Origin of the sequence: Homoserinimonas sedimenticola (genome assembly GCF_026094475.1) — a bacterium.
GTDB classification, from domain to species: Bacteria; Actinomycetota; Actinomycetes; order Actinomycetales; family Microbacteriaceae; genus Homoserinimonas; species Homoserinimonas sedimenticola.
Genome location: NZ_JAPELL010000001.1, coordinates 208,871 through 230,668 on the forward strand (window position 1 = coordinate 208,871; position 21,798 = coordinate 230,668).

The window sequence follows — 21,798 nt, forward strand, 5'->3', positions numbered from 1 at the left end:
ATGGCCGCAACCGCTGACATCAAGAACGGCGTCGTCATCAAGATCGACGGCCAGCTCTGGACCGTCATCGACTTCCAGCACGTCAAGCCCGGCAAGGGTGGCGCTTTCGTCCGCACGAAGCTCAAGAACGTGGTGACGGGTAAGACTGTCGACAAGACCTACAACGCGGGCACGAAGATCGAGACCGAGAACGTCGACCGGCGTGACTTCACCTACCTGTATGCGGACGGCGACTCGTTCGTCTTCATGGACTCCACGGACTACGACCAGCTCACCGTCTCCGACGCGATCGTGGGCGACGCCAAGAACTTCATGCTGGAGAACCAGCCCGTCACGATCGCCCTCAACAACGGCAACCCGCTCTACATCGACCTGCCGGCATCCGTCGTCCTCGAGGTGACCTACACGGAGCCGGGCCTGCAGGGCGACCGCTCCACGGGTGGCACGAAGCCCGCGACGGTGGAGACGGGGTACGAGATCCAGGTGCCCCTCTTCCTCGAGACGGGCACGAAGGTCAAGGTTGACACCCGCACGGGCGAGTACCTGGGCCGCGTCAACGACTAGTGAGCGCACGCAGCAAGGCGCGTAAGCGCGCCCTCGACCTCCTTTATGGCGCCGACGTGCGCGGAACGACGCTCCAGGCGGCGGTGGCCGCCGAGTCTGAGCGGGCGGCGAACGAACCCGCTCGGCGGGAGTCGTGGCGCTACGCGCTCGAGATCGTCACGGGCATCATCGATCATCGCGAAGAGATTGACGAGCTGATCGAGACCTATGCGCAGGGGTGGACGATCGAACGGATGCCCGTGCTCGACCGTTCCCTCGTGCGCATCGGCATCTGGGAGATCATGTTCAACCCTGAGGTCCCCGACCCGGTCGCGATCTCGGAGGCAGTGAAGCTCGCGGAGGACCTCAGCACGGACGACTCGGCCGGGTTCGTCAACGGCCTGCTCGGGCGCATCGCGAGCGTGCACGCGGGGTGACCCGCCTCGCCTCGCGCGATCGTTCCGCTTCGTTTCGTTTCGTTACACATCGAATTGGGACGGGGACGGCCGAGCCGTAATCTCGACGGGTGTCCACCGCAAGCACCTCACCCAGCGCGACTCTGTCGCAGCCCTCGTCCTCGGCTGGCGCTCTCGGCGTCCGCCTCTCGGGCGTCGGGCGCACCTTCGATTCGAAGGTCGTTCTGCGCGATGTCGACCTCGACATCGCAGCGGGCGAGATCGTCGCACTGATCGGTGCGTCCGGATGCGGCAAGTCGACCCTTCTGCGCCAGATCTCGGGCCTTGACCAGCCCTCGACCGGCCGCATCACGATCGACGGGAGCCCCGTTGCGGGGATTGACCTCCGCTGCTCCGTCGGCTTCCAGGAGCCGCGTCTCCTCCCGTGGCGTTCGCTCGAGCACAACACGGAGCTCGGCCTTCCGCGCGGCACGGCAAAGGGCGAGGGACGTGAGCGGGTCCGCGAACTCCTGCGACTCGTGGGTCTCGGCCACGCGAGCGGGTTGCGGCCGAGGCAGGTCTCGGGCGGGATGGCGCAGCGTGCGTCACTCGCGCGAGCACTGGCCAGGCGCCCGGGGGTTCTCGTCCTCGATGAGCCCTTTGGGGCGCTCGATGCTCTCACGCGGCTCCAGATGCAGGACCTCCTCCTCGACGTGCACTCGGCCGAGCCGACCACGATCATCCTCGTGACGCACGACGTCGACGAGGCGCTCTACCTCGCCGACCGGGTCGTGCTTCTCGGCGCGGATCCGCAGGCACCCGCCGACGGCGCGACGATTCGCAGCATCACGGTCGTCCCCGGTGCACGACCCCGAGATCGTGGAGACGCGACTCTCGCGCACCTCCGCGTCGAGCTGCTCGACGGTCTCGGTGTCTCGGCGCACCACAGCTCCTGATCACTTCACACACCACCACTCGACGCAAGGAACCACACAGCACATGCGACTCAAGTCCCTCCTCACGTCCACCGCGGTTGTCGCGGCGGGCGCCCTCATCCTTTCGGGATGCGCCGCCGGTGAGGGCAGCGCCCTCCAGGATGACAGCGCCTCCGCGAGCGGCGAATGGAGCACCGACACCCTCAACATCGACTTCGCGACCTACAACCCCCTGAGCCTCATCATCAAGGACCAGGGCTGGTTGGAGGAGGAGCTCGACGGCGTCGAGGTCACCTGGCTGCAGTCGGCTGGCTCCAATAAGGCGAATGAGGCTCTGCGTGCCGGTGCTGTCGATGTCGGCTCGACGGCCGGTTCCGCCGCGCTTCTCGCGCGCTCGAACGGCTCGCCCATCCAGGTCATCGACATCTACTCGCAGCCCGAGTGGTCGGCGATCGTCGTGGCCGCGGACTCCGAGATCGCGGAGGTCGACGACCTCCGCGGCAAGACCATCGCGGCGACCAAGGGCACGGACCCCTACTTCTTCCTCCTGCAGACGCTCGAGGAGGCGGGAATCGGGCTCGACGAGGTGACTATCCAGAACCTCCAGCACGCTGACGGTGGTGCTGCGCTCACGTCGGGCGCGGTTGACGCGTGGGCGGGCCTCGACCCCATCATGGCGACGACGGAACTGCAGTCGGGCGCCAAGCTGATCTACCGCAACATCGACTTCAACACCTATGGCTTCCTCAACGCGACCGAGGACTTCATCGAGAACCACGCGGATGTCGCACAGGTCGTCGTGAACGCCTACGAGAAGGCGCGCGAGTGGGCAGCGGAGAATCCTGACGAGGCGGCGGAGATCCTCGCCGAGTACTCCGGTGTCGAGATCGCGATCGCGGACAAGGTGCTCAACGAGCGTACGAACCTCGATGTCGGCGAGCCCGGGCAGCAGCAGCGTGACGTGCTCGAGGTCGTGGGCCCGATCTTCGTCGACTCGGGCGATGTCCGCAGCCAGGACCTGATCGATGACGCGCTCGACTCCCTCTTCAATGACAGCTTCTACGCGGCGGCCGACCCCGACTCGATCGGAGAGTGATGACGGAGAAGCCTTCGCTCGCAGAAGCCCCTGCGCCCGACTCGGGCGCGGGGGCTCCCGCGAGCCTGCACCAGTACGCGTCGACGTACGGCTATTCGGCAGCGGGAACTGAGGGAAACCTCGTCCGCGAGCCTGTGAGAGGCGAGCGACGCGGCGGCCAGGGCTGGATCATCGTTGCTGGCCTCGTGCTGCCAGCGCTCCTGCTTGTGGCCTGGTTCCTGATTTCGGCACTCGGGCTCGTACCGGAGTATCGGCTTCCTGCCCCCCAGTCCGTTTGGCTCGCTGCCGTGGAGTTCGCAGAGAATGGCACTCTCGCCACTCACATCGCGATCTCGACCCAGCGTGTGCTCCTCGGTTTCGCAGCCGGCTCGATCCTCGGCCTCGCCCTCGGCGCGCTCGTGGGGCTCTCGAAGTGGGGCAGCGCGTTCCTCTCGCCCACGATCGGTGCTTTCCGTGCCGTGCCGTCGCTCGCGTGGGTTCCGCTCCTGGTCCTCTACATTGGCATCAACGAGGACTCCAAGGTCACCCTCATCGCAATCGGCGCGCTGTTCCCCGTCTACACGACCGTCGCCGGTGCGCTTCGCCACGTCGATCCGCACCTTGTCGAACTGGGTCGCGCCTATGGCCTCGGCAGGCTGCAGCTGCTGACGCAGGTGCAACTGCCTGCCGTTGTGCCGAGCATTGTCTCCGGACTCCGCCTCGCCCTCGCCCAGGCTTGGCTCTTCCTTGTGGCGGCGGAGCTGATTGCATCGTCCATGGGCCTCGGATTCCTCCTCGTCGACTCGCAGAACAACGGTCGAGTTGATCGGCTGTTCCTCACGATCATCCTCCTGGGAATCCTCGGCAAGACGACGGATGCGCTCATCGGTCTCCTGGAGAAGTACCTGCTCAAGCGCTGGTCCTGACTCGGGAGAAAACGGCTCGATGCGGGGCCGGAGGCGCAGAGCCTGCGGCCCCGTTCCTGTATGCTCGACCACGATCGACATCCTTTAACAGCCGTCCTGTGAGGCGGGGAAGGAGGTCAGAATGCCGGAACGCACTGTGCTCCAGCAGGCTGATATCGCGCGCGCGCTCACGCGCATCTCCCACGAGATTCTCGAGTCCAACCGTGGAGCCGACGGCCTCGTCCTTCTGGGTATCCCGACCCGCGGCGTTGTTCTGGCTCGTCGCATCGCCGCTCTCACGGGCGAGTTCTCCGGCTCGGCGATTCCTGCGGGCTCGCTCGACGTGACGATGTACCGCGACGATCTCTCGCGCGGCCGCGTGCGCACGCCTTCACCGACGGAGATCCCGCCTGGCGGCATCGACGGCGCGGTCGTGGTGCTCGTCGACGACGTCCTCTACTCGGGCAGGACTATCCGCGCCGCCCTCGACGCGCTCGGCGACATCGGTCGGCCCCGGGCGGTTCGCCTCGCGACCCTTGTGGACCGCGGCCACCGCGAGCTCCCGATCCGTCCCGACTTCGTCGGCAAGAACCTTCCCTCCTCGCAGCATGAGCGCATCAACGTGCGCCTCACCGAGACCGACGGGGCGGAGTTCGTCAGCATTGAGGGCGGCGAGGCAGCGTGAGACACCTGCTGAGCACGCGTGACCTCACGCGCGACGACGCCGTGGCGATCCTCGACGTCGCGGAGGACATGGCGGATGTCTCCACGCGCGAGATCAAGAAACTTCCGGCCCTGCGCGGCAAGACGGTCGTGAACCTGTTCTTCGAGGACTCGACCCGCACCCGCATCTCCTTCGAGGCAGCCGCCAAACGGCTGAGCGCCGACGTCATCAATTTCGCGGCAAAGGGCTCGAGTGTCTCGAAGGGGGAGAGCCTCAAGGACACGGCGCAGACGCTCGCCGCGATCGGGGCAGACGCGGTCGTCGTGCGGCACGGGGCATCCGGAGCACCTCAGGTGCTCGCGACGAGCGGCTGGATTGACGCGGGTGTCGTCAACGCGGGTGACGGCACGCACGAGCATCCGACGCAGGCGCTCCTCGATGCCTTCACGATCCGGCGCCGCTTCTTCGGAACGGATGCGCGGGGCCGAGACCTCGCCGGTCTCTCGGTCGTGATCGTGGGTGACGTGATCCACTCGCGGGTCGCGCGCTCGAACGCTTGGCTGTTGACGACACTCGGCGCATCCGTCCGTCTGGTGGCGCCGCCGACATTGCTGCCAGTTGGGGTGAACACGTGGCCCGTCACGGTCGACTATTCGCTCGATGACTCCCTCGCGAAGCCCGCCGATGTCGTGATGATGCTGAGAGTGCAGGGGGAGAGGATGAACGCCGCGTTCTTTCCCAACGCCCGCGAGTATTCCCGGCTCTGGGGGCTTGACGATGCACGTCTTGCAGGGCTCGGCGAGGGTACGATTGTCATGCACCCCGGGCCGATGAACCGCGGGCTGGAGATTTCGTCGGGAGCGGCGGACTCGGCACGATCGACGGTTCTCGAGCAGGTGTCGAATGGGGTTTCGGTGAGGATGGCTGTGCTGTACCTCTTGCTTTCTGGCGAACGGGAGGATCTGGCATGAGCGGGTCGATCATCGTAAAGGGCGCGCGGATCCTCGGAGCGGAGTCGCAGGACGTTCTCGTCCGAGACGGCGTCATCGCGCAGATGGGCTCGGATATCAGCGAGCAGGGCGCGCGCGTCATCGATGCCGCGGGTCTCGTCGCGCTACCGGGCCTCGTCGATCTGCACACGCACCTGCGCGAGCCGGGTTTTGAGCAGAGCGAGACGGTGCTGACGGGCTCACGCGCGGCAGCGGCGGGTGGCTTCACGGCGGTCCACGCGATGGCGAACACCTCGCCCGTCGCGGACACCGCCGGCGTGGTCGAGCAGGTGGCCTCGCTGGGTGACGCCGCCGGCTACGTCACCGTTCGTCCGGTCGGCGCCGTCACGGTCGGGCTGAAGGGCGAAGCCCTCGCCGAGATCGGTGCGATGGCGCGCAGCCGTGCAGCCGTGCGAGTCTTCAGCGACGATGGCAAGTGCGTTTCGGATGCGCTGCTCATGCGGCGTGCCCTCGAATACGTCAAGGCCTTCGACGGCGTCATCGCGCAGCACGCGCAGGAGCCCCGCCTCACGGAGGGCGCCCAGATGAACGAGGGCGAGGTCTCGGGCGAGCTCGGGCTCGCCGGCTGGCCCGCCGTCGCGGAGGAGGCAATCATCGCCCGCGACGTGCTCCTGGCCGAGCATGTAGGTTCCCGCGTGCACATCTGCCACCTGTCGACGGCGGGGTCGGTCGAGGTCGTCCGCTGGGCGAAGTCGCGCGGCATCGCCGTCACCGCGGAGGTGACGCCCCACCACCTCCTGCTCGACGAGCAGCTTGTGCGCAGCTACGACGCCCGCTACAAGGTGAACCCGCCGCTCCGGCGTGCCGAGGACGTCGAGGCGCTGCGTGCCGGCCTTGCCGACGGCACGATCGACATCGTCGCGACCGACCACGCTCCCCACCCCGCAGAGGACAAGGACTGCGAGTGGGCCTCGGCCGCCTTCGGCATGGTCGGCCTGGAGACGGCACTCTCGGTCGTGCAGGCCGCCGTCGTCGACACGGGACACCTGGAGTGGACGGATGTCGCGCGCGTCCTCTCGCGCACGCCCGCCGAGATCGGGCGCCTCGCCGGATACGAGCAGGGCATCGCGGTGGGAGCCCCCGCGAACTTCACCCTCTACGACGACAGTGTCACGAGCATCCTCGAGGCGGGTGCCCTCCGCGGCAAGAGCAGCAACTCTCCCTATCTCTCGTTGAGCCTGCCGGGTCGAGTCGTCGGCACGATTCACGCCGGATACGCGACGGTGCTCGACGGCGAACTCGTCGACGAGGAGACCGTGCGAGAGGCTGGAGGACGCCGTGGATAGGGCCTTGCTCATGGCGCTCGTCATCGCCTTCATGCTGCTGCTGCTCGGGCTCATGGCCCTCGGCTGGCGAGGCCGAAAGCGGCGGCAGGCCGCCCTGCCGCTGCCTCGCCGACTCGAGGGCGAGACGGGGGAGAACCTCTTCGAGACCGACTCCTTCTACGTCGCGACGACGGCAGCAGGCCAACCGCTCGAGCGCATCGCAGTAGGTGGGTTGGGGTTCCGTGCGCGTGCCGCGGTCGTCGTCGCGGAACGCGGCGTCGTGCTCGCCTTGCGCGGCGGTCATCCGCTGTGGATCCCTAGCCAGGAGATCGTGGGCACCGACCGCGCCACCTGGACGATCGACCGCGTCGTAGAACCTGACGGGCTCGTGCTGCTCGCCTGGAACCTCGTCGATGATGCAGGGGAGACGACCCGAGTGGATTCGTACCTCCGCTTCGATGCGCCGAGCGAGGCCACCGCTTTCATCGCCGCCGTCGAGCGGCTCCTCGATCAAGAACCAACACCATCTGCCCAGGGAGGGATCGCCTGATGGCCATCGCAGACCCCGCTGTACTCGTGCTCGAGGACGGCAGCCGTTTCACAGGACGCGCGTACGGTGCCTCAGGCACGACGCTGGGAGAGGCCGTCTTCGCGACGGGCATGACCGGCTACCAGGAGACGCTCACGGACCCCTCCTATGCGGGCCAGATCGTCATCATGACGGCCCCGCATATCGGCAACACGGGCGTGAACGGCGAGGACAACGAGTCCAAGCGAATCTGGGTCAACGGTTTCGTCGTGCGAGACCCGTCCCGCGTCGTGTCGAACTACCGCGCTGACGACACCCTCGAGGACCGACTCGCCCGCGAGGGCGTCGTCGGCATCAGCGGCATCGACACCCGCGCGGTGACCCGTCGGCTTCGCGATGTGGGTGCCATGCGTGCCGGCGTGTTCTCGGGAGCGGACGCTGCGATGGACCCCGAGGAGCAACTCGCTGCGGTGCGCGCCGCCGCGGGAATGCTGGGCCAGAACCTGTCGGGAAGCGTCTCGACGACCGAGTCCTATGTGCTCCCCGCGGAGGGCGAGCGACTCGGAACCGTCGCCGTGCTGGACCTCGGCGTCAAGGACTCGACCCTCAACTACCTCTCCGCGCGCGGCTTCGACGTGCATGTGCTCCCGCAGACGGTGACGATCGCCGAGGTGCTCGCGCTGGAGCCCGACGCTGTCTTCTACTCGAACGGCCCGGGCGACCCCGGGGCATCCGATCACCATGTCGAGCTCCTGCAGAACGTGCTGAGAGAGGGTCTTCCCTTCTTCGGCATCTGCTTCGGCAACCAGCTGCTGGGGCGTGCTCTCGGCTACGGCACCTACAAGCTCCCGTTCGGACACCGAGGCATCAATCAGCCGGTCGTCGACAAGGGCACGGGCCGCGTCGAGATCACGTCACACAATCACGGCTTCGCGGTCGACGCGCCCACGGACGGCCCGAGCGACTCGCCAGCAGGTTTCGGCCGCGTCGAGGTGAGCCACGTCAACCTGAACGACAACGTCGTCGAGGGGCTGCGTGCCCTCGATATTCCGGCCTTCTCCGTGCAGTACCACCCGGAGGCGGCGGCCGGCCCCCACGACGCCAACTACCTCTTCGACCGCTTCCGTGACATGGTGCTCGAGCACAAGCAGAAGGAAAGCAAGTAATGCCAAAGCGCGACGACATCAGCTCCGTCCTCGTCATCGGCTCCGGCCCCATCGTCATCGGCCAGGCTGCCGAGTTCGACTATTCCGGGACCCAGGCCTGCCGCGTGCTGCGCGATGAGGGAGTGCGTGTCATCCTCGTCAACTCCAACCCGGCGACGATCATGACCGACCCGGACTTCGCCGACGCGACCTACGTCGAGCCCATCACCTGGGAGGTCATCGAGTCGATCATCCAGAAGGAGAAGCCCGACGCGATCCTGCCGACCCTCGGCGGGCAGACGGCCCTCAACGCCGCGATCGAACTGCACGAGCACGGCATTCTCGAGAAGTACGACGTCGAGCTCATCGGCGCCAACTTCGAGGCGATCCAAAAGGGCGAGGACCGCCAGATCTTCAAGGACCTCGTGCTCGAGTGCGGCGCCGATGTCGCGCGCTCCCACATCGCGAAGACCCTTGACGAAGCGATCGAGTTCGCGGAGGACCTCGGCTACCCGCTCGTCATCCGCCCCTCCTTCACGATGGGCGGTCTCGGCTCGGGCTTCGCCTACACGCGCGAGGACCTTGTGCGCATGGTGACGGACGGCCTGCACCAGAGCCCGACGACGGAGGTGCTCCTCGAGGAGTCGATCCTGGGGTGGAAGGAGTACGAGCTCGAGCTCATGCGCGACACCTCCGACAACACAGTCGTCGTCTGCTCCATCGAGAACGTCGACCCCGTCGGTGTGCACACGGGCGACTCCATCACGGTCGCGCCCGCGCTCACCCTTACGGATGTCGAGTATCAGAATCTGCGCAACATCGGCATCGAGATCATCCGGGCCGTCGGCGTCGACACGGGCGGATGCAACATCCAGTTCGCCGTCGACCCCAAGACGGGCCGCGTCATCGTGATCGAGATGAACCCCCGCGTGTCACGCTCGAGCGCTCTCGCCTCGAAGGCGACGGGCTTCCCGATCGCGAAGATCGCGGCAAAGCTCGCGATCGGCTATCGCCTCGACGAGATCCCCAACGACATCACCCGCGTAACGCCCGCGAGTTTCGAACCCACCCTCGACTACATCGTCGTCAAGGTTCCGCGCTTCGGCTTCGAGAAGTTCCCGGCGGCAGACGCCACGCTCACGACGACCATGAAGTCTGTCGGCGAGGCGATGGCGATCGGCCGAAACTATGCGACCGCGCTCCAGAAAGCGCTCCGCTCCCTTGAGAAGCGCGGTTCCTCCTTCCACTGGGGCGTTGAGACCCGCAGCAAGGAGGAACTGCTCGCCGCGGCATCCGTGCCCACCGACGGCCGCATCATCACGGTGCAGCAGGCCTTGCGTGCGGGCGCGACCGTGGACGAGGTATTCACGGCGACCGGTATTGACCCGTGGTTCATCGACCAGATCGTGCTCATCAATGAGGTCGCTGCGGATGTCGCGGCCGCCCCTGAGCTCGACGGGAACGTCACCCGCCACGCCAAGGAACACGGCTTCAGCGACCAGCAGGTCGCCGAGCTGCGGGGTCTGAGCGAGCAGAAGGTCCGCGACATCCGTCAGGGCCTTGGCATTCGGCCCGTGTTCAAGACGGTCGACACGTGCGCCGGCGAGTTCCCCGCGCTGACGCCCTACCACTACTCGAGCTACGAGCAGGAGACCGAGGTCGCCGCGAGCGACCGCCGCAAGGTCGTCATCCTCGGCTCGGGCCCGAACCGCATTGGGCAGGGAATCGAGTTCGACTACTCCTGCGTGCACGCCTCCTTCGCGCTCTCTGACGCGGGCTTCGAGACGATCATGATCAACTGCAACCCGGAGACGGTGTCGACGGACTACGACACGTCCGACCGCCTCTACTTCGAGCCACTCACCCTCGAGGACGTGCTCGAGGTCATCCACGCAGAGAGCGCGAGCGGTGAACTCGTCGGCGTCATCGTCCAACTCGGGGGCCAGACAGCCCTCGGGCTCGCGAAGGGGCTCAAGGCGGCGGGCGTGCCGATCCTGGGCACCTCACCCGAGGCGATCGACCTCGCGGAGGAGCGCGGCCTCTTCCAGGGCATCCTCGACCAGGCGGGTCTCGTCGCCCCGCGGAACGGCACCGCCATCGACCCCGAGGGCGCGGTCGCGGTTGCGGAGGCAATCGGCTACCCCGTGCTGGTGCGCCCCTCGTTCGTGCTGGGCGGGCGCGGTATGGAGATCGTCTACGACACGGCATCGCTCGAGGACTACTTCGAGCGGATGAAGGGCCAGGTCGTCATCGAGGAGGGCTACCCCCTCCTCGTCGACCGTTTCCTCGACGACGCCATCGAGATCGACATCGACGCCCTCTACGACGGCGAGCAGCTGTATGTAGGCGGCGTCATGGAGCACATCGAGGAGGCTGGTATCCACTCGGGCGACTCCAGCTGCACCCTGCCGCCCGTGACGCTCGGTCGCGAGCAGATCGAGCGGGTGCGCGAGGCGACGCTTGCGATCGCCTCAGGTCTCGGCGTGCGTGGCCTCCTCAATGTGCAGTTCGCCGTCGGCGCGGGAGTGCTCTACGTGCTCGAGGCCAACCCGCGCGCATCGCGCACTGTGCCCTTCGTCGCCAAGGCGACGGGCACGCAGATCGCCAAGGCCGCCGCGCGCATCATGGTGGGTGCGACGATCGCAGAGCTGATCGGGGAGGGGATGCTGCCGGAGCACGATGGAGCCGTCATCCCCATGGATTCCCCCGTCGCCGTCAAGGAGGCGGTGCTGCCGTTCAAGCGCTTCCGCACGGCAGAGGGACGCATCGTCGACTCCATCCTTGGGCCGGAGATGCGTTCGACGGGCGAGGTCATGGGCTTCGACTCGAACTTCCCGCGCGCATTCGCCAAGAGTCAGGTGGCTGCAGCTGTGCGCTTCCCCCAGCAGGGCACCGTCTTCGTCTCGGTCGCCGATCGCGACAAGCGTGCGATCGTCCTCCCCGTCGTGCGGTTGCAGCAGCTAGGCTTCACGATTCTTGCGACGAGCGGAACAGCCGAGATCCTCAGCCGGAACGGCGTCCAGGCAGAGGTTGTGCGCAAGTACGACCAGGGAGAGGCGACCCGCGACGGAGAGCCCTCGATCGTCGAGCTCATCGACCAGCAGAAGGTGGATCTCGTCATCAACACGCCAAGCGGGCGCAGCGCACGCGCGGACGGCTACGAGATTCGGGCGGCCGCCGTCGCGGCCGACCTGCCGCTCTACACGACCATCGCGCAGCTGGGCGCCGCCGTCGCCTCCATCGAGTCGACGCGGCTGGGGCTTTCGGTGACGTCGCTGCAGGACTACGCGAGCGTGCGTGCGGAACGGCTGGCGGCGGGTGAATAGCTTCGGAGCTCGCCTGCAGGGCGCGGTCGCGGCATCCGGTCGCCTCTGCGTCGGTATCGACCCGCATCCGTACCTTCTTGAGGCCTGGGGGCTCGAGGATTCGGCTGCGGGGGTGCGCGAGTTCGCTCTGCGTGTCGTCGAGGCGACGCAGGGACACGCCGGTGTGGTCAAGCCGCAGGTCGCGTTCTTCGAACGGCACGGTGCGGCCGGCTATGCGGCGCTCGAGGAGACACTCGTGGCAGCCAGGGCTGCCGGACTTCTCGTAATCGCGGACGCTAAGCGCGGTGATGTCGGCACGAGTGTCGAGGCCTACGGGCAGGCGTGGTTGAGCCCGGGAGGCTCTCTCGAGGCAGACGCCATGACGGTGAGCGCCTTCCAGGGGGTCGGCTCCCTCGAGGGCGTCATCGAGCTTGCTCGCCAGAGCGGCAAGGGCCTCTTCGTGCTCTCGGCGACCTCGAACCCTGAGGCGACTGTCATCCAGCGGTCACGCTCGGAGGAGGGGCTCACGGTTGCCGCGACCATCGCGCGTGACGTTGCACGCGCCAATCAGGCGAGCACGGATGCTGCGGGGTGGGGTTCTTTCGGGCTGGTCCTCGGGGCGACCGTCGCGCTGAGCGACTACGGGCTCGAGGCAGCGACGCTCGTCGGCACCCCAGTGCTCGCCCCCGGTTTCGGCCACCAGGGCGCGCGAATCAGCGACCTTGGCACCCTCTTCGGACCTGCGGCGGAATCGGTGCTCGTGAGCGCATCGCGTAGCATCCTCGCTGCGGGCCCTCAGGAGATCGGGACCGCGATCCGCGAGCACGCCAACGACATCGCGAGCCGTGCTTAGGATGTGCGCATGGCGAGCATGAGCCCTCCCGACGTCGATCGCGTCGCGGCGGCCAGGGCGGCGGTGGCCGCGAGACGCGCCAGAGCAGAGGTGAAGCGAGCCGTTGCCACGGGGGAGCGTTCTCCACTCGATGTCGTGCGCAGCGCCTGGGAGGGGAATTCGGATGTGCCGGAGGCGACCCTGCGCGTGCGTGAGCTTCTGGGAAGCATCGTGGGGCTCGGCCCTGTGCGCGTCGCCTCCGTCATGACCCAACTGGGCATTGCCGACTCCAAGCGCGTCGGCGGCCTTGGGCGCCGGCAGAGGCTTCGTCTCGAAGAGTGGCTCCGGGATCGTGAGGCGGTTGCTCGCGGTGGCAGTCGGCTCGTCGTGCTGGCCGGCCCCACCGCGGTCGGCAAGGGCACGGTCTCGAGCTACATCCGCGAGAACTACCCCGAGGTGCACCTCTCGGTCTCGGCTACGACGCGCGCGCCCCGACCCGGTGAGGTTCACGGAGTCAACTACTACTTTGTGAGCGACGAGGAGTTCGACGAGCTCGAAGCGTCCGGCAAGATGCTCGAGACCGCGACCGTCCACAACGCCTACCGATACGGCACACCCCGTGCGCCCATCGAGGAGGCGCTGGCGGAGGGGCGGAGCGTGCTGCTCGAGATCGACATCCAGGGCGCCCGTTCGGTCAAGGAGGCGATGCCGGAAGCGGTCCTCGTCTTCCTCCTGCCGCCCACGTGGGAGGAGCTCGTCCGTCGCCTGACCGGACGGGGCACGGAGGATGCGGCCGAGCAGGCGCGGCGCCTTGAGACCGCAAAGGTCGAATTGGCCGCTCAAGACGAGTTCGATCACCGCGTCGTCAACCACACCGTCAGCGAGGCGGCGCAGGAGGTCGTAGACTTGATGTCTGTCTCACGCCGACGCACGACGGCCCGCTGAGGGCCCCAAGGAGTTTTCGACCATGGTCAACCGTTCACAGGGCATCATCGACCCGCCCATCGACGAGCTGCTCTCGAAGGTCGATTCAAAGTACGCGCTCGTGATCTTCGCCTCGAAGCGCGCTCGCCAGATCAATGACTACTACGCCGACCTTCACGAGGGCAGCCTCTTCGACAATGTCGGCCCGCTCGTCGACTCGACGATCGACGACAAGCCGCTGACGGTCGCCCTTCATGAGATCAACGAGGACAAGCTCGTCGTCAAGCCGCTCTCCGAGTAGTCTCGCACCCATGGGAGAGGCTGCAGCCGCAGGGGCCGCGTCGCCGCGGCTCAACATCCTCTTCGGGGTCACGGGAGGGATCGCGGCCTACAAGGCCGTGCACGCCATCCGCGGACTCGTCCTCGAGGGGCACCACGTTCACGTGGTGGCGACGGAAGCGGCGCTGCGGTTCGTCGGGAAGCCCACGCTCGAGGCGATCAGCCGCAATCCCGTCCATTCGGATGTCTATGAGGGCGTCGCCGAGGTGCGCCACGTCGCGCTCGGCCAGGCCGCGGACGTCATCGTCATTGCCCCCGCAACCGCGAACACGATAGCGAAGCTCGCGATGGGGATCGCCGACGACCTCCTGGGGAACTCCGTGCTCGCGAGCACGGCACCCCTCGTGATCGCTCCTGCGATGCATACCGAGATGTGGCAGCATCCTGCGACCGTGGCCAACGTCGAGCTGCTGCGGCAGCGTGGAGCCACCATCGTCGGTCCCGCCGTGGGGCAGCTGACCGGCTCCGACTCGGGGCCGGGTCGCCTCGTGGAGCCCGAGGAGGTCGTCGAGGCCGCACTCGCGGCGGTCGGGCCGGGGGATCTCGCGGGTCGCTCGATCGTGGTGACGGCAGGCGGCACGCGTGAGCCCATCGACCCCGTGCGCTTCGTGGGTAATCGCTCGACAGGCAGGCAGGGAGTCGCGCTCGCGATCGCGGCGAGCCGCCGCGGCGCCGACGTGACCCTCGTCCTGGCCAATGCCGAGGTCCCTGCGCCCGCGGGGATGACGGTTGTGCCCGTCTCGAGCACGGCCGAGTTGCAGGCCGCTGTGACGGATGCCGCTGCATCCGCAGATGTCGTCGTCATGGCTGCCGCGGTCGCCGACTACCGGCCGGCGTCGGTGGCGGAGGCGAAGATCAAGAAGGATTCCCAGGGCGACACCTTGGCCCTCGAGCTCGTGCGCAACCCCGATATCCTCGCCGAGCTCTCGGCACAGCGGCGGCCGGGTCAGCTCGTGGTCGGTTTCGCCGCCGAGACGGAGGGGGACGACGCCGAGCGTCTTCGACTGGGGCGCGAGAAGGTCACCCGCAAGGGCTGTGACTTTCTCGTCCTCAACAGGGTGGGCTGGGCTGAGGGTTTCGCCACGGAGGGTAACAGCGTGACGATGCTCAATTCGGCCGGAACTATAGTGGGCGAGGCCTCCGGGTCGAAGGTGTCGGTGGCCAACCGTATCCTTGACCTGCTCATCTGACCGCTCATCGAAGGCTCCCGCTCACATGACCCATTCCCTGCGCCTCTTCACGTCCGAATCGGTCACGGAGGGGCATCCGGACAAGATCTGTGACCAGATCTCTGACTCGATCCTGGACGCTCTCCTTGCGCAGGACCCAGCCAGCCGGGTTGCCGTCGAGACGCTCGTCACGACGGGCCTCGTGCATGTCGCTGGCGAGGTCACGACCGACGGTTACGTCGACATTCCGGGCATCGTCCGAGACGTCATCACGGGCATCGGCTACAACTCCTCCGAGGTGAGTTTCGACGGCAGCAACTGCGGCGTGACCGTCTCCATCGGCGCGCAGTCACCCGATATCGCCCAGGGGGTGGATGTCGCGCTTGAGCAGCGGCTGGGCAGCGTCGATGACCCGGTGAGCCGTCAGGGCGCGGGCGACCAGGGCATCATGTTCGGCTTCGCGAGCAACGAGACGCCACAGCTCATGCCGGTGCCGATCTGGCTGGCGCACCGCCTCGCCGAGCGGCTCGCTGAGATGCGCAAGGACGGGCACATCAGCTACCTCCGGCCCGACGGCAAGACGCAAGTCACGGTGGGATACGAGGGACTCATTCCCCGTACGATCGACACGATCGTCCTTTCGACGCAGCATGCGCCGGGCGTGAGCGCCAGGGCGCTCGAGGCGGAGATGCGGGAGTTCGTGATCGATCCGATCCTCGAGCAGTCGGAACTCGACCATTCGGATGTCTCGCTGCTCGTGAACCCGACGGGCAAGTTCGAGATCGGCGGCCCCAAGGGGGACGCGGGTCTCACGGGCCGGAAGGTCATCGTCGACACCTATGGAGGTGCCGCCCGCCACGGTGGGGGCGCCTTCTCGGGCAAGGACCCCTCGAAGGTCGACCGCTCGGCGGCCTACGCGATGCGCTGGGTCGCCAAGAATGCGGTCGCGGCGGGTTTGGCCACGCGACTCGAAGTGCAGGTCGCGTATGCGATCGGCCGGGCGGCACCCGTCGGCCTCTATGTCGAGACCTTCGGGACGGGCGTCGTCGCGGACGCCGTCATCATCGACGCCATCCGTGAGGTTTTCGACCTTCGCCCGGCCGCCATCATCCGTGACTTGGATCTCCTTCGCCCCATCTATGCGCAGACGGCGGCATACGGCCACTTCGGCCGTGAGCTGCCCGACTTCACCTGGGAGCGGCTGGACCGCGTCGACGACCTCCGTTCCGCAGCGGGACTGTAGTGGCGAGGGCGTGATGGGCGAGGGCTCGCCGCGCGTCGCCCGGGTCATGATCGAGTCGCCCCTTCCGCAGCTCGACCGTCTCTTCGACTACTCCATCCCCTCCTCCGTCGCGGAGGAGTGCGTACCCGGCGTGCGAGTGCGGGTTCCGCTCCGATCGGCCGGCCGGGTCGCGGATGGCTTCGTGATCGAGCTGGCGGATGAGGGGGAGTATGAGGGCGCGCTGAGTCCGATCGAAGAGCTCGTCTCGCCCGTTCCGGTGCTCGCGCCCGAGGTGTGGTCGCTCGCGCGTCGGGTGGCCGATCGCGCGGCAGGCACGGCGAGCGACGTCGTCCGTCTCGCGGTCCCGCGCAGGCAGGTCAGAGTAGAGAAGGCGTGGCTTGGCTCGGCCGCGCCAGAGCGGCTCCCGCCGGTCGTCTCCGCGAACGTGAGTGCGTTCGGAGAGGGGCGGCTCGAGGCTGTCGTCTCGCGACGGGAGCGAATCGCCCTCTCCGCCGTGCCACGGCTCACACGGGTGACGGCGGAAGATGTTCCTCCCGTGTGGGTCGGACAGTGGGCCGTCGCCCTGGCATCGGCCGCGAGCAACGCCCTCGCGGGCGGTACGAGCGCGATCCTTGCCGTTCCTGACTACCGTGATCAGGAGCAGTTGTTGTCGGCTCTTCGGGCGGTGATCCCCGAGGAGTACATCCTGCGCTTCGATGCACGCCAGTCGAACCCGGACCGCTACCGGTCGCACCTCGCAGCCCTGGGCGAGGAGCCCCGCGTCATCGTGGGCAACCGTTCGGCCGTCTATGCCCCCGCGGCACGCCTGGGGCTCATCGCTCTCTGGGACGACGGCGATCCCCTTCACGCCGAACCTCTCGCGCCCTATGTTCATTCGCGTGACGCGGCGCTGATCCGGCAGGAACTGCAGTCGAGCGCCCTGATTCTCGCCTCCCACGTGAGGAGCGCGGAGGTGCAGCGTCTCGTCGAGTTGGGGTGGCTCACGGCGGTCGACCCGGAGCGCGCGGTCATGCCGAAGGTCATCCCGACGGCGGCGCAGGAGGGCGCCGAGGGGTATGCGGCGGCTGCTCGCATCCCGTCGACCGCGTGGCGTGAGGCGACCGCGGCCCTGCAGGAGGGGCCTGTACTCGTACAGGTGGCTCGACCCGGCTATGCGCCCGGCCTCGCCTGTGACTCGTGTGGGGTTGCGGCGCGGTGCCGAAGTTGCAGCGGGCCGCTCGCGATTCGGCGTGCAGGCGCCGCGCCCTCGTGTGCCTGGTGCGGCGCGATCGCGTCGGGGTGGCGCTGCTCCGAGTGCGACTCGAATCGCATGCGCAGCCGCGGCTCCGGCTCTCAGCGCACGGCTGAAGAGCTGGGTCGCGCCTTCCCAGGGGTGCGCGTCGTCGTCTCCGATGGCGAGCGTCCCGTCGAGTCGGTGTCGGCGCAACCCGCCCTTGTCATCGCGACGAGAGGGGCGGAGCCGATTGCCGAGGGCGGTTACCGGGCCGTGCTGCTCCTGGACGGCGAACGGATGCTCGCGCGGGAGAGCCTGCGGGTGGCTGAGGATTGCCTCCGCTGGTGGGGGAACGCCATCGCTCTCGCGGCTCCTGGGGCCCCGAGCATCCTTGTCGGGGTCGGCGGCGATCTTGCCCGCGCTCTCGCGACCGGCCGGGTGACGGACTTTCTCCACCGGGAGCTGCTGGAGCGCCGCTCGCTTCGGTTTCCGCCCGCCGTCCGAGTCGCGACGGTGGTAGGAACCGCCGAAACGGTCGAGAAGGCGGTGGCGGCCGTCTCATCTATCGCAGGAGTGGATGTTCTCGGGCCGACGTCGACGGAGGAGGGGGTGCGTGCGATCGTTCGTTTCGACTACGGGGCCGGCGGCGAGGTGGCGCGGGCACTCAAATCCGAGATCGTGAGGGCGGCGACGAACCGGAGGCGCCGCGTTCCTCCGGCGTCCGGTTCCTCCGCCATGCCTAGACTCAGAGTGCGGTTTGACGATCCCGAGCCCTTCGTGTGATCAACGTCCGCTGTCGATCTTGAAATGTGGTGCACCTTCCATGCGCGTCGTCTTTGCCGGTTCTCCTGAGGCCGCGGTTCCGACCCTGTCTGTTCTCGCTGCGTCCCATCACGAGGTGGTCGGGGTGATCACACGCGAGGATTCGCCCCAGGGCAGGAAGCGCGTCATGACCCCCACGCCGGTGGCTCTCGCTGCGGGGGAACTCGGTCTGCCCGTAATTCGAGCAAACCGCCTGGGCGAGGAGGTCGAGCGCAGCGTTTCCGCCCTCGAGCCGGATCTCGGGGTCATCGTCGCCTACGGCGGTCTCGTCCGGGAGCCGTTGCTTTCGATGCCCCGGCTCGGCTGGATCAACCTGCACTTCTCCCTGCTTCCGCGATGGCGGGGTGCCGCCCCTGTGCAGCGCGCCCTCATTGCGGGTGACGAGATTACCGGGGCTTCCGTGTTCCAGCTTGTCGAGGAGCTCGACGCCGGCGATGTCTACGGCGTGCTCACGCAGCGCATTGGCCCGCACGACACGGCGGGGGACTTGCTTGCGTCGCTTGCCGAATCCGGAGCGGGACTCGTCGCGCGCGTCGTCGATGGCCTTGAGGCCGGCACTGCGCGGTCCGAACCGCAGGTGGGCGACGTCACGCTCGCACCCAAGCTCTCCCTCGCCCACGGGAGGGTCGATTTTGCGCGTCATCCGGCGCTGGTCTCGGCCCAGATTCGGGGCGTGACGCCGGAGCCGGGCGCCTTCGCCGAGCTGGATGGCGCCCGATTGAAGATCCTCGAAATCGGGGGAGTCTCGGCAGACACCCCGCTCGCTCCGGGCGAGGTCGCTGCCATCGACGGGCGGATCCTGGTGGGCACGGATGCCGCGGCTCTCGAACTGCGGAAGGTGCAACCCGCGGGCAAGAAGCCCATGAGCGCGGGGGACTGGTTTCGCGGGCGGCAGGGTTCCGCCACGCGTTTCGATGTGGTGGCCCACGAGCCCGGGACCCGCGCATGAGCGGCGGACAGGCGGCACGGGGGAGTAGTTCTCGCGGTCGCGGCGACCTTCGCGTTCAGCCCGCTCGTCGCATCGCCTACGAGGTGATCTCGGCCGTGCGGGAGTCCGATTCCTACGCCAATCTCCTGCTGCCCGCCAAGTTGGAGCGGGCGGCACTCCACGGCGCGGATGCTGGCTTCGCGACAGAGCTCACCTACGGCACTCTGCGCCGGCGCGGCTACTATGACGCCGTCATCGCCCTCGCGGCTGGCCGCGCCGTCGACCGGATCGACCCCGAGGTGCTCGACGTGCTTCGCCTCGGCGCGCATCAGCTCCTGTCGATGCGGGTTGCATCGCACGCGGCCGTCGATGAGGCGGTCGCACAGACCCGTGCGATCGGATCGAGCGGGGCGACGGGTTTCGTCAACGGCGTGCTGCGCACGATTTCCCGCTCGACTTCCGAGGAGTGGCGAGGGCGGGCTTTGGCGGCCACGCGGGGGGCTGACGACCGTCTGGCGGTCGAGCATTCGCACCCCACCTGGGTCGTGCGCGCTCTTCGCCGAGCCCTTGCAGCGGAGGGCCGCGAGGGCGAGTTGGAGGCCCTACTCGAGGCCGACAACATCGCCCCCGCAGTGAACCTCGTCGCACTGCCCGGCCTCGCGGAGGCGGGGGAACTCGATGCGGGTGCCGGTCGCCATTCGCCGCTCGCTGCCATCAGCACGGGCGGCGACCCCGCTCGCATCCCGGCCGTCGCCGAGGGGCGCGCTCGCGTGCAGGATGAGGGCTCGCAGCTTGCCGCGCTCGCGCTCAGCCGCGCCGAGGAGGTGCGCGCGGGCGAGCGTTGGCTCGATCTCTGTGCGGGCCCGGGTGGCAAGGCGGCCCTGCTGGCTGCGGAGGCGGCAGCATCCGGCGCCTCTCTTGTCGCGAATGAGGTCGTGCCTGCGCGAGCGGAGCTGGTGCGCCGGGCCCTCGCAGCGGTGCCAGGCGGGGTGGAGGTGAGCGTGAGAGACGGCCGGAGCTGGGGCGAGGCCGCCCCGGGCAGCTTCGACCGAGTGCTGATCGATGCCCCCTGCACGGGTCTTGGCGCGCTACGGCGACGCCCCGAGGCCCGATGGCGCAAGCAACCGCGGGATGTCCCTGCGCTCGCGACCCTTCAGGGGGAACTACTCGAATCGGGAATCCGGGCGGCGAAACCGGGTGGTCTCGTCGCCTATGTCACCTGTTCGCCGCACCTTGCGGAGACGCGCGTCGTTCTCGAGACGGCGATGCGGCGGCATCCCGACCTCACGCTCGAGGATGCGCGGGAGGTGCTTTCCGGCATCGTCTCGCAGCCGCTGGACTTGGGCGATTCGGCCGGGACCGTGCAGCTATGGCCGCATCGTCACGGCACGGATGCGATGTTTATCTCGCTGCTTCGCCTGCCTCGATAGGCTCGCCTCATGAGCGTCCGCGTCAACCCCAGCATCCTCTCCGCCGACTTCGTGAATATGGAGCAGGAGCTCGGTCGCATCGCGGGAGCGGATCTCGTGCACGTGGATGTCATGGATAACCACTTTGTGCCCAACCTCACATTCGGTCCACAGATGGTGGAGCGGATTCAGGCCGTCTCGCCGATTCCGCTCGACGTGCACCTCATGATCGACGACCCCGACCGCTGGGCTCCCGGCTACGCCGAGCTGGGGGCGTATTCGGTCACATTCCACGCGGAGGCGGCGAAGGACGCTGTCGCGTTGGCGCGCCGCCTGCGCGAAATCGGGGCCCGTGCGGGCATTGCTCTCAAGCCCGCGACGCCCGTCGATTCCTATTTGGAGCTGCTCGAGGAGTTTGACCAGGTGCTCGTGATGACGGTCGAGCCCGGTTTCGGCGGCCAGTCCTTTATGCATGGCGTGATGCCGAAGCTTGAGATCCTGCGCGACACGGTGAGGCGTCGGGGGCTGGACGTCTGGCTGCAGGTCGACGGCGGCGTCACGGAGGAGACGATCGGGATCGCGGCGGAGGCGGGGGCGAACACCTTTGTCGCGGGGTCGAGCGTGTACAACTCGCCGGATCCGGCCGCCCAGATTGAGGCATTGCGCACGGCGGCCTCCAGCCACCACCACTGATCTGCTTGGATGGAGCACATGACTGATTCGAACCGCAGCAAGCCCGAGATCGACTTCTACGAGGGCGAGGCTCCCACGGAGCTCGTCATCACAGACATTGAGGTGGGCACGGGTGCCGAGGCGATGCCAGGCGCGACTGTCGACGTCCACTACCTCGGCGTCGACTTCGAGAGCGGCGAGGAGTTCGACTCCTCCTGGAGCCGCGGCCAGTCGATCAACTTCCCCCTCGGCAGCCTCATCGCCGGGTGGCAGCAGGGCATCCCCGGCATGAAGGTCGGCGGCCGCCGCCAGCTGATCTGCCCGCCCCACCTGGCGTATGGTCCGGCGGGCGGCGGGCACCAGCTCTCGGGCCGCACGCTCATCTTCGTGATCGATCTGCTCGGCGTCAGCTGAGCGCTGGGTCGGCGCGCGGCATCCGGCGCCCCGGCATCCGGCACCCTCTAGGACTAGTACCC

21 protein-coding genes are annotated in these 21,798 nt (G+C 67.9%); all 21 read left to right on the forward strand.

The features are described from left to right. Positions 1 to 564 carry an elongation factor P gene (efp, locus tag OH146_RS00965; RefSeq protein ID WP_265156463.1) on the forward strand — a complete coding sequence of 188 codons (564 nt, stop codon included), beginning with the start codon at positions 1 to 3 and terminating at the stop codon, positions 562 to 564. Beyond that, entirely contained in the window at positions 564 to 980 is a 417-nt protein-coding gene (gene nusB, locus OH146_RS00970) for a transcription antitermination factor NusB (protein ID WP_265156465.1), read from the forward strand. The genes efp and nusB overlap by 1 nt, the downstream gene beginning before the upstream one ends. An 89-nt stretch (positions 981 to 1,069) precedes the next feature. Further along, positions 1,070 to 1,894, forward strand: coding sequence for an ABC transporter ATP-binding protein (locus tag OH146_RS00975; RefSeq protein WP_265156467.1), 825 nt, complete (start codon positions 1,070 to 1,072; stop codon positions 1,892 to 1,894). A 43-nt stretch (positions 1,895 to 1,937) separates the two neighbouring features. Then, positions 1,938 to 2,969, forward strand: a complete 1,032-nt coding sequence (locus OH146_RS00980; RefSeq protein ID WP_265156469.1) for an aliphatic sulfonate ABC transporter substrate-binding protein — start codon at positions 1,938 to 1,940, stop codon at positions 2,967 to 2,969. Further along, on the forward strand, positions 2,969 to 3,874 hold the full coding sequence (locus OH146_RS00985; protein ID WP_265156471.1) for an ABC transporter permease: 906 nt from the start codon (positions 2,969 to 2,971) through the stop codon (positions 3,872 to 3,874). The genes OH146_RS00980 and OH146_RS00985 overlap by 1 nt, the downstream gene beginning before the upstream one ends. A 121-nt stretch (positions 3,875 to 3,995) precedes the next feature. Then, the gene (pyrR, locus tag OH146_RS00990; protein WP_265156473.1) at positions 3,996 to 4,538 is read left to right on the forward strand and encodes a bifunctional pyr operon transcriptional regulator/uracil phosphoribosyltransferase PyrR; all 543 of its coding nucleotides are present in this window, start codon (positions 3,996 to 3,998) and stop codon (positions 4,536 to 4,538) included. Beyond that, complete coding sequence (locus OH146_RS00995) at positions 4,535 to 5,488, forward strand: aspartate carbamoyltransferase catalytic subunit (protein WP_265156475.1); 954 nt, start codon at positions 4,535 to 4,537, stop codon at positions 5,486 to 5,488. Before pyrR ends, OH146_RS00995 begins: the two co-directional genes overlap by 4 nt. After that, complete coding sequence (locus tag OH146_RS01000; protein ID WP_265156477.1) at positions 5,485 to 6,813, forward strand: dihydroorotase; 1,329 nt, start codon at positions 5,485 to 5,487, stop codon at positions 6,811 to 6,813. Before OH146_RS00995 ends, OH146_RS01000 begins: the two co-directional genes overlap by 4 nt. After that, a complete protein-coding gene (locus OH146_RS01005; RefSeq protein ID WP_265156479.1) occupies positions 6,806 to 7,342 on the forward strand; it encodes a PH-like domain-containing protein in 537 nt (178 codons plus the stop codon). The genes OH146_RS01000 and OH146_RS01005 overlap by 8 nt, the downstream gene beginning before the upstream one ends. Continuing rightward, positions 7,342 to 8,487 carry a glutamine-hydrolyzing carbamoyl-phosphate synthase small subunit gene (carA, locus tag OH146_RS01010; protein WP_265156481.1) on the forward strand — a complete coding sequence of 382 codons (1,146 nt, stop codon included), beginning with the start codon at positions 7,342 to 7,344 and terminating at the stop codon, positions 8,485 to 8,487. The genes OH146_RS01005 and carA overlap by 1 nt, the downstream gene beginning before the upstream one ends. Further along, positions 8,487 to 11,792 carry a carbamoyl-phosphate synthase large subunit gene (gene carB, locus OH146_RS01015; RefSeq protein WP_265156483.1) on the forward strand — a complete coding sequence of 1,102 codons (3,306 nt, stop codon included), beginning with the start codon at positions 8,487 to 8,489 and terminating at the stop codon, positions 11,790 to 11,792. The genes carA and carB overlap by 1 nt, the downstream gene beginning before the upstream one ends. Continuing rightward, on the forward strand, positions 11,785 to 12,624 hold the full coding sequence (gene pyrF, locus OH146_RS01020) for an orotidine-5'-phosphate decarboxylase (RefSeq protein ID WP_265156485.1): 840 nt from the start codon (positions 11,785 to 11,787) through the stop codon (positions 12,622 to 12,624). Before carB ends, pyrF begins: the two co-directional genes overlap by 8 nt. 9 nt (positions 12,625 to 12,633) lie before the next feature. Beyond that, positions 12,634 to 13,548 carry a guanylate kinase gene (gene gmk, locus OH146_RS01025; RefSeq protein ID WP_265156487.1) on the forward strand — a complete coding sequence of 305 codons (915 nt, stop codon included), beginning with the start codon at positions 12,634 to 12,636 and terminating at the stop codon, positions 13,546 to 13,548. Positions 13,549 to 13,570: 22 nt separating this feature from the next. Beyond that, entirely contained in the window at positions 13,571 to 13,828 is a 258-nt protein-coding gene (rpoZ, locus tag OH146_RS01030; protein WP_265156489.1) for a DNA-directed RNA polymerase subunit omega, read from the forward strand. Between the two features lie 10 nt (positions 13,829 to 13,838). Then, positions 13,839 to 15,056 (forward strand): bifunctional phosphopantothenoylcysteine decarboxylase/phosphopantothenate--cysteine ligase CoaBC, encoded by a 1,218-nt coding sequence (gene coaBC, locus OH146_RS01035; protein ID WP_265156491.1) that lies wholly within the window; start codon positions 13,839 to 13,841, stop codon positions 15,054 to 15,056. Between the two features lie 25 nt (positions 15,057 to 15,081). Next, complete coding sequence (gene metK / locus OH146_RS01040) at positions 15,082 to 16,278, forward strand: methionine adenosyltransferase (protein WP_265156492.1); 1,197 nt, start codon at positions 15,082 to 15,084, stop codon at positions 16,276 to 16,278. A gap of 13 nt (positions 16,279 to 16,291) precedes the next feature. Continuing rightward, positions 16,292 to 18,274: a primosomal protein N' family DNA-binding protein gene (locus OH146_RS01045; protein ID WP_265160582.1), complete on the forward strand. Its 1,983-nt coding sequence runs from the start codon at positions 16,292 to 16,294 to the stop codon at positions 18,272 to 18,274. Between the two features lie 40 nt (positions 18,275 to 18,314). Then, positions 18,315 to 19,262, forward strand: a complete 948-nt coding sequence (gene fmt, locus OH146_RS01050) for a methionyl-tRNA formyltransferase (RefSeq protein WP_265156494.1) — start codon at positions 18,315 to 18,317, stop codon at positions 19,260 to 19,262. Continuing rightward, positions 19,259 to 20,671 carry an RsmB/NOP family class I SAM-dependent RNA methyltransferase gene (locus OH146_RS01055; protein ID WP_265156496.1) on the forward strand — a complete coding sequence of 471 codons (1,413 nt, stop codon included), beginning with the start codon at positions 19,259 to 19,261 and terminating at the stop codon, positions 20,669 to 20,671. Before fmt ends, OH146_RS01055 begins: the two co-directional genes overlap by 4 nt. Before the next feature lie 9 nt (positions 20,672 to 20,680). Next, complete coding sequence (rpe, locus tag OH146_RS01060; RefSeq protein WP_265156498.1) at positions 20,681 to 21,343, forward strand: ribulose-phosphate 3-epimerase; 663 nt, start codon at positions 20,681 to 20,683, stop codon at positions 21,341 to 21,343. Positions 21,344 to 21,361: 18 nt separating this feature from the next. Further along, positions 21,362 to 21,736, forward strand: a complete 375-nt coding sequence (locus OH146_RS01065; protein WP_265156500.1) for an FKBP-type peptidyl-prolyl cis-trans isomerase — start codon at positions 21,362 to 21,364, stop codon at positions 21,734 to 21,736. The last annotated feature ends 62 nt before the right edge of the window (positions 21,737 to 21,798 follow it).

Coding starts and splice junctions, on each gene's coding strand:
- pyrR (WP_265156473.1), top strand. CDS start 3,996: ATGCCGGAACGCACTGTGCTCCAGCAGGCTGATATCGCGCGCGCGCTC.
- metK (WP_265156492.1), top strand. CDS start 15,082: ATGACCCATTCCCTGCGCCTCTTCACGTCCGAATCGGTCACGGAGGGG.
- rpe (WP_265156498.1), top strand. CDS start 20,681: ATGAGCGTCCGCGTCAACCCCAGCATCCTCTCCGCCGACTTCGTGAAT.
- OH146_RS00980 (WP_265156469.1), top strand. CDS start 1,938: ATGCGACTCAAGTCCCTCCTCACGTCCACCGCGGTTGTCGCGGCGGGC.
- OH146_RS01000 (WP_265156477.1), top strand. CDS start 5,485: ATGAGCGGGTCGATCATCGTAAAGGGCGCGCGGATCCTCGGAGCGGAG.
- OH146_RS01055 (WP_265156496.1), top strand. CDS start 19,259: ATGAGCGGCGGACAGGCGGCACGGGGGAGTAGTTCTCGCGGTCGCGGC.
- coaBC (WP_265156491.1), top strand. CDS start 13,839: ATGGGAGAGGCTGCAGCCGCAGGGGCCGCGTCGCCGCGGCTCAACATC.
- OH146_RS01045 (WP_265160582.1), top strand. CDS start 16,292: ATGGGCGAGGGCTCGCCGCGCGTCGCCCGGGTCATGATCGAGTCGCCC.
- carB (WP_265156483.1), top strand. CDS start 8,487: ATGCCAAAGCGCGACGACATCAGCTCCGTCCTCGTCATCGGCTCCGGC.
- efp (WP_265156463.1), top strand. CDS start 1: ATGGCCGCAACCGCTGACATCAAGAACGGCGTCGTCATCAAGATCGAC.
- OH146_RS01065 (WP_265156500.1), top strand. CDS start 21,362: ATGACTGATTCGAACCGCAGCAAGCCCGAGATCGACTTCTACGAGGGC.
- carA (WP_265156481.1), top strand. CDS start 7,342: ATGGCCATCGCAGACCCCGCTGTACTCGTGCTCGAGGACGGCAGCCGT.
- gmk (WP_265156487.1), top strand. CDS start 12,634: ATGGCGAGCATGAGCCCTCCCGACGTCGATCGCGTCGCGGCGGCCAGG.
- OH146_RS00985 (WP_265156471.1), top strand. CDS start 2,969: ATGACGGAGAAGCCTTCGCTCGCAGAAGCCCCTGCGCCCGACTCGGGC.
- fmt (WP_265156494.1), top strand. CDS start 18,315: ATGCGCGTCGTCTTTGCCGGTTCTCCTGAGGCCGCGGTTCCGACCCTG.
- rpoZ (WP_265156489.1), top strand. CDS start 13,571: ATGGTCAACCGTTCACAGGGCATCATCGACCCGCCCATCGACGAGCTG.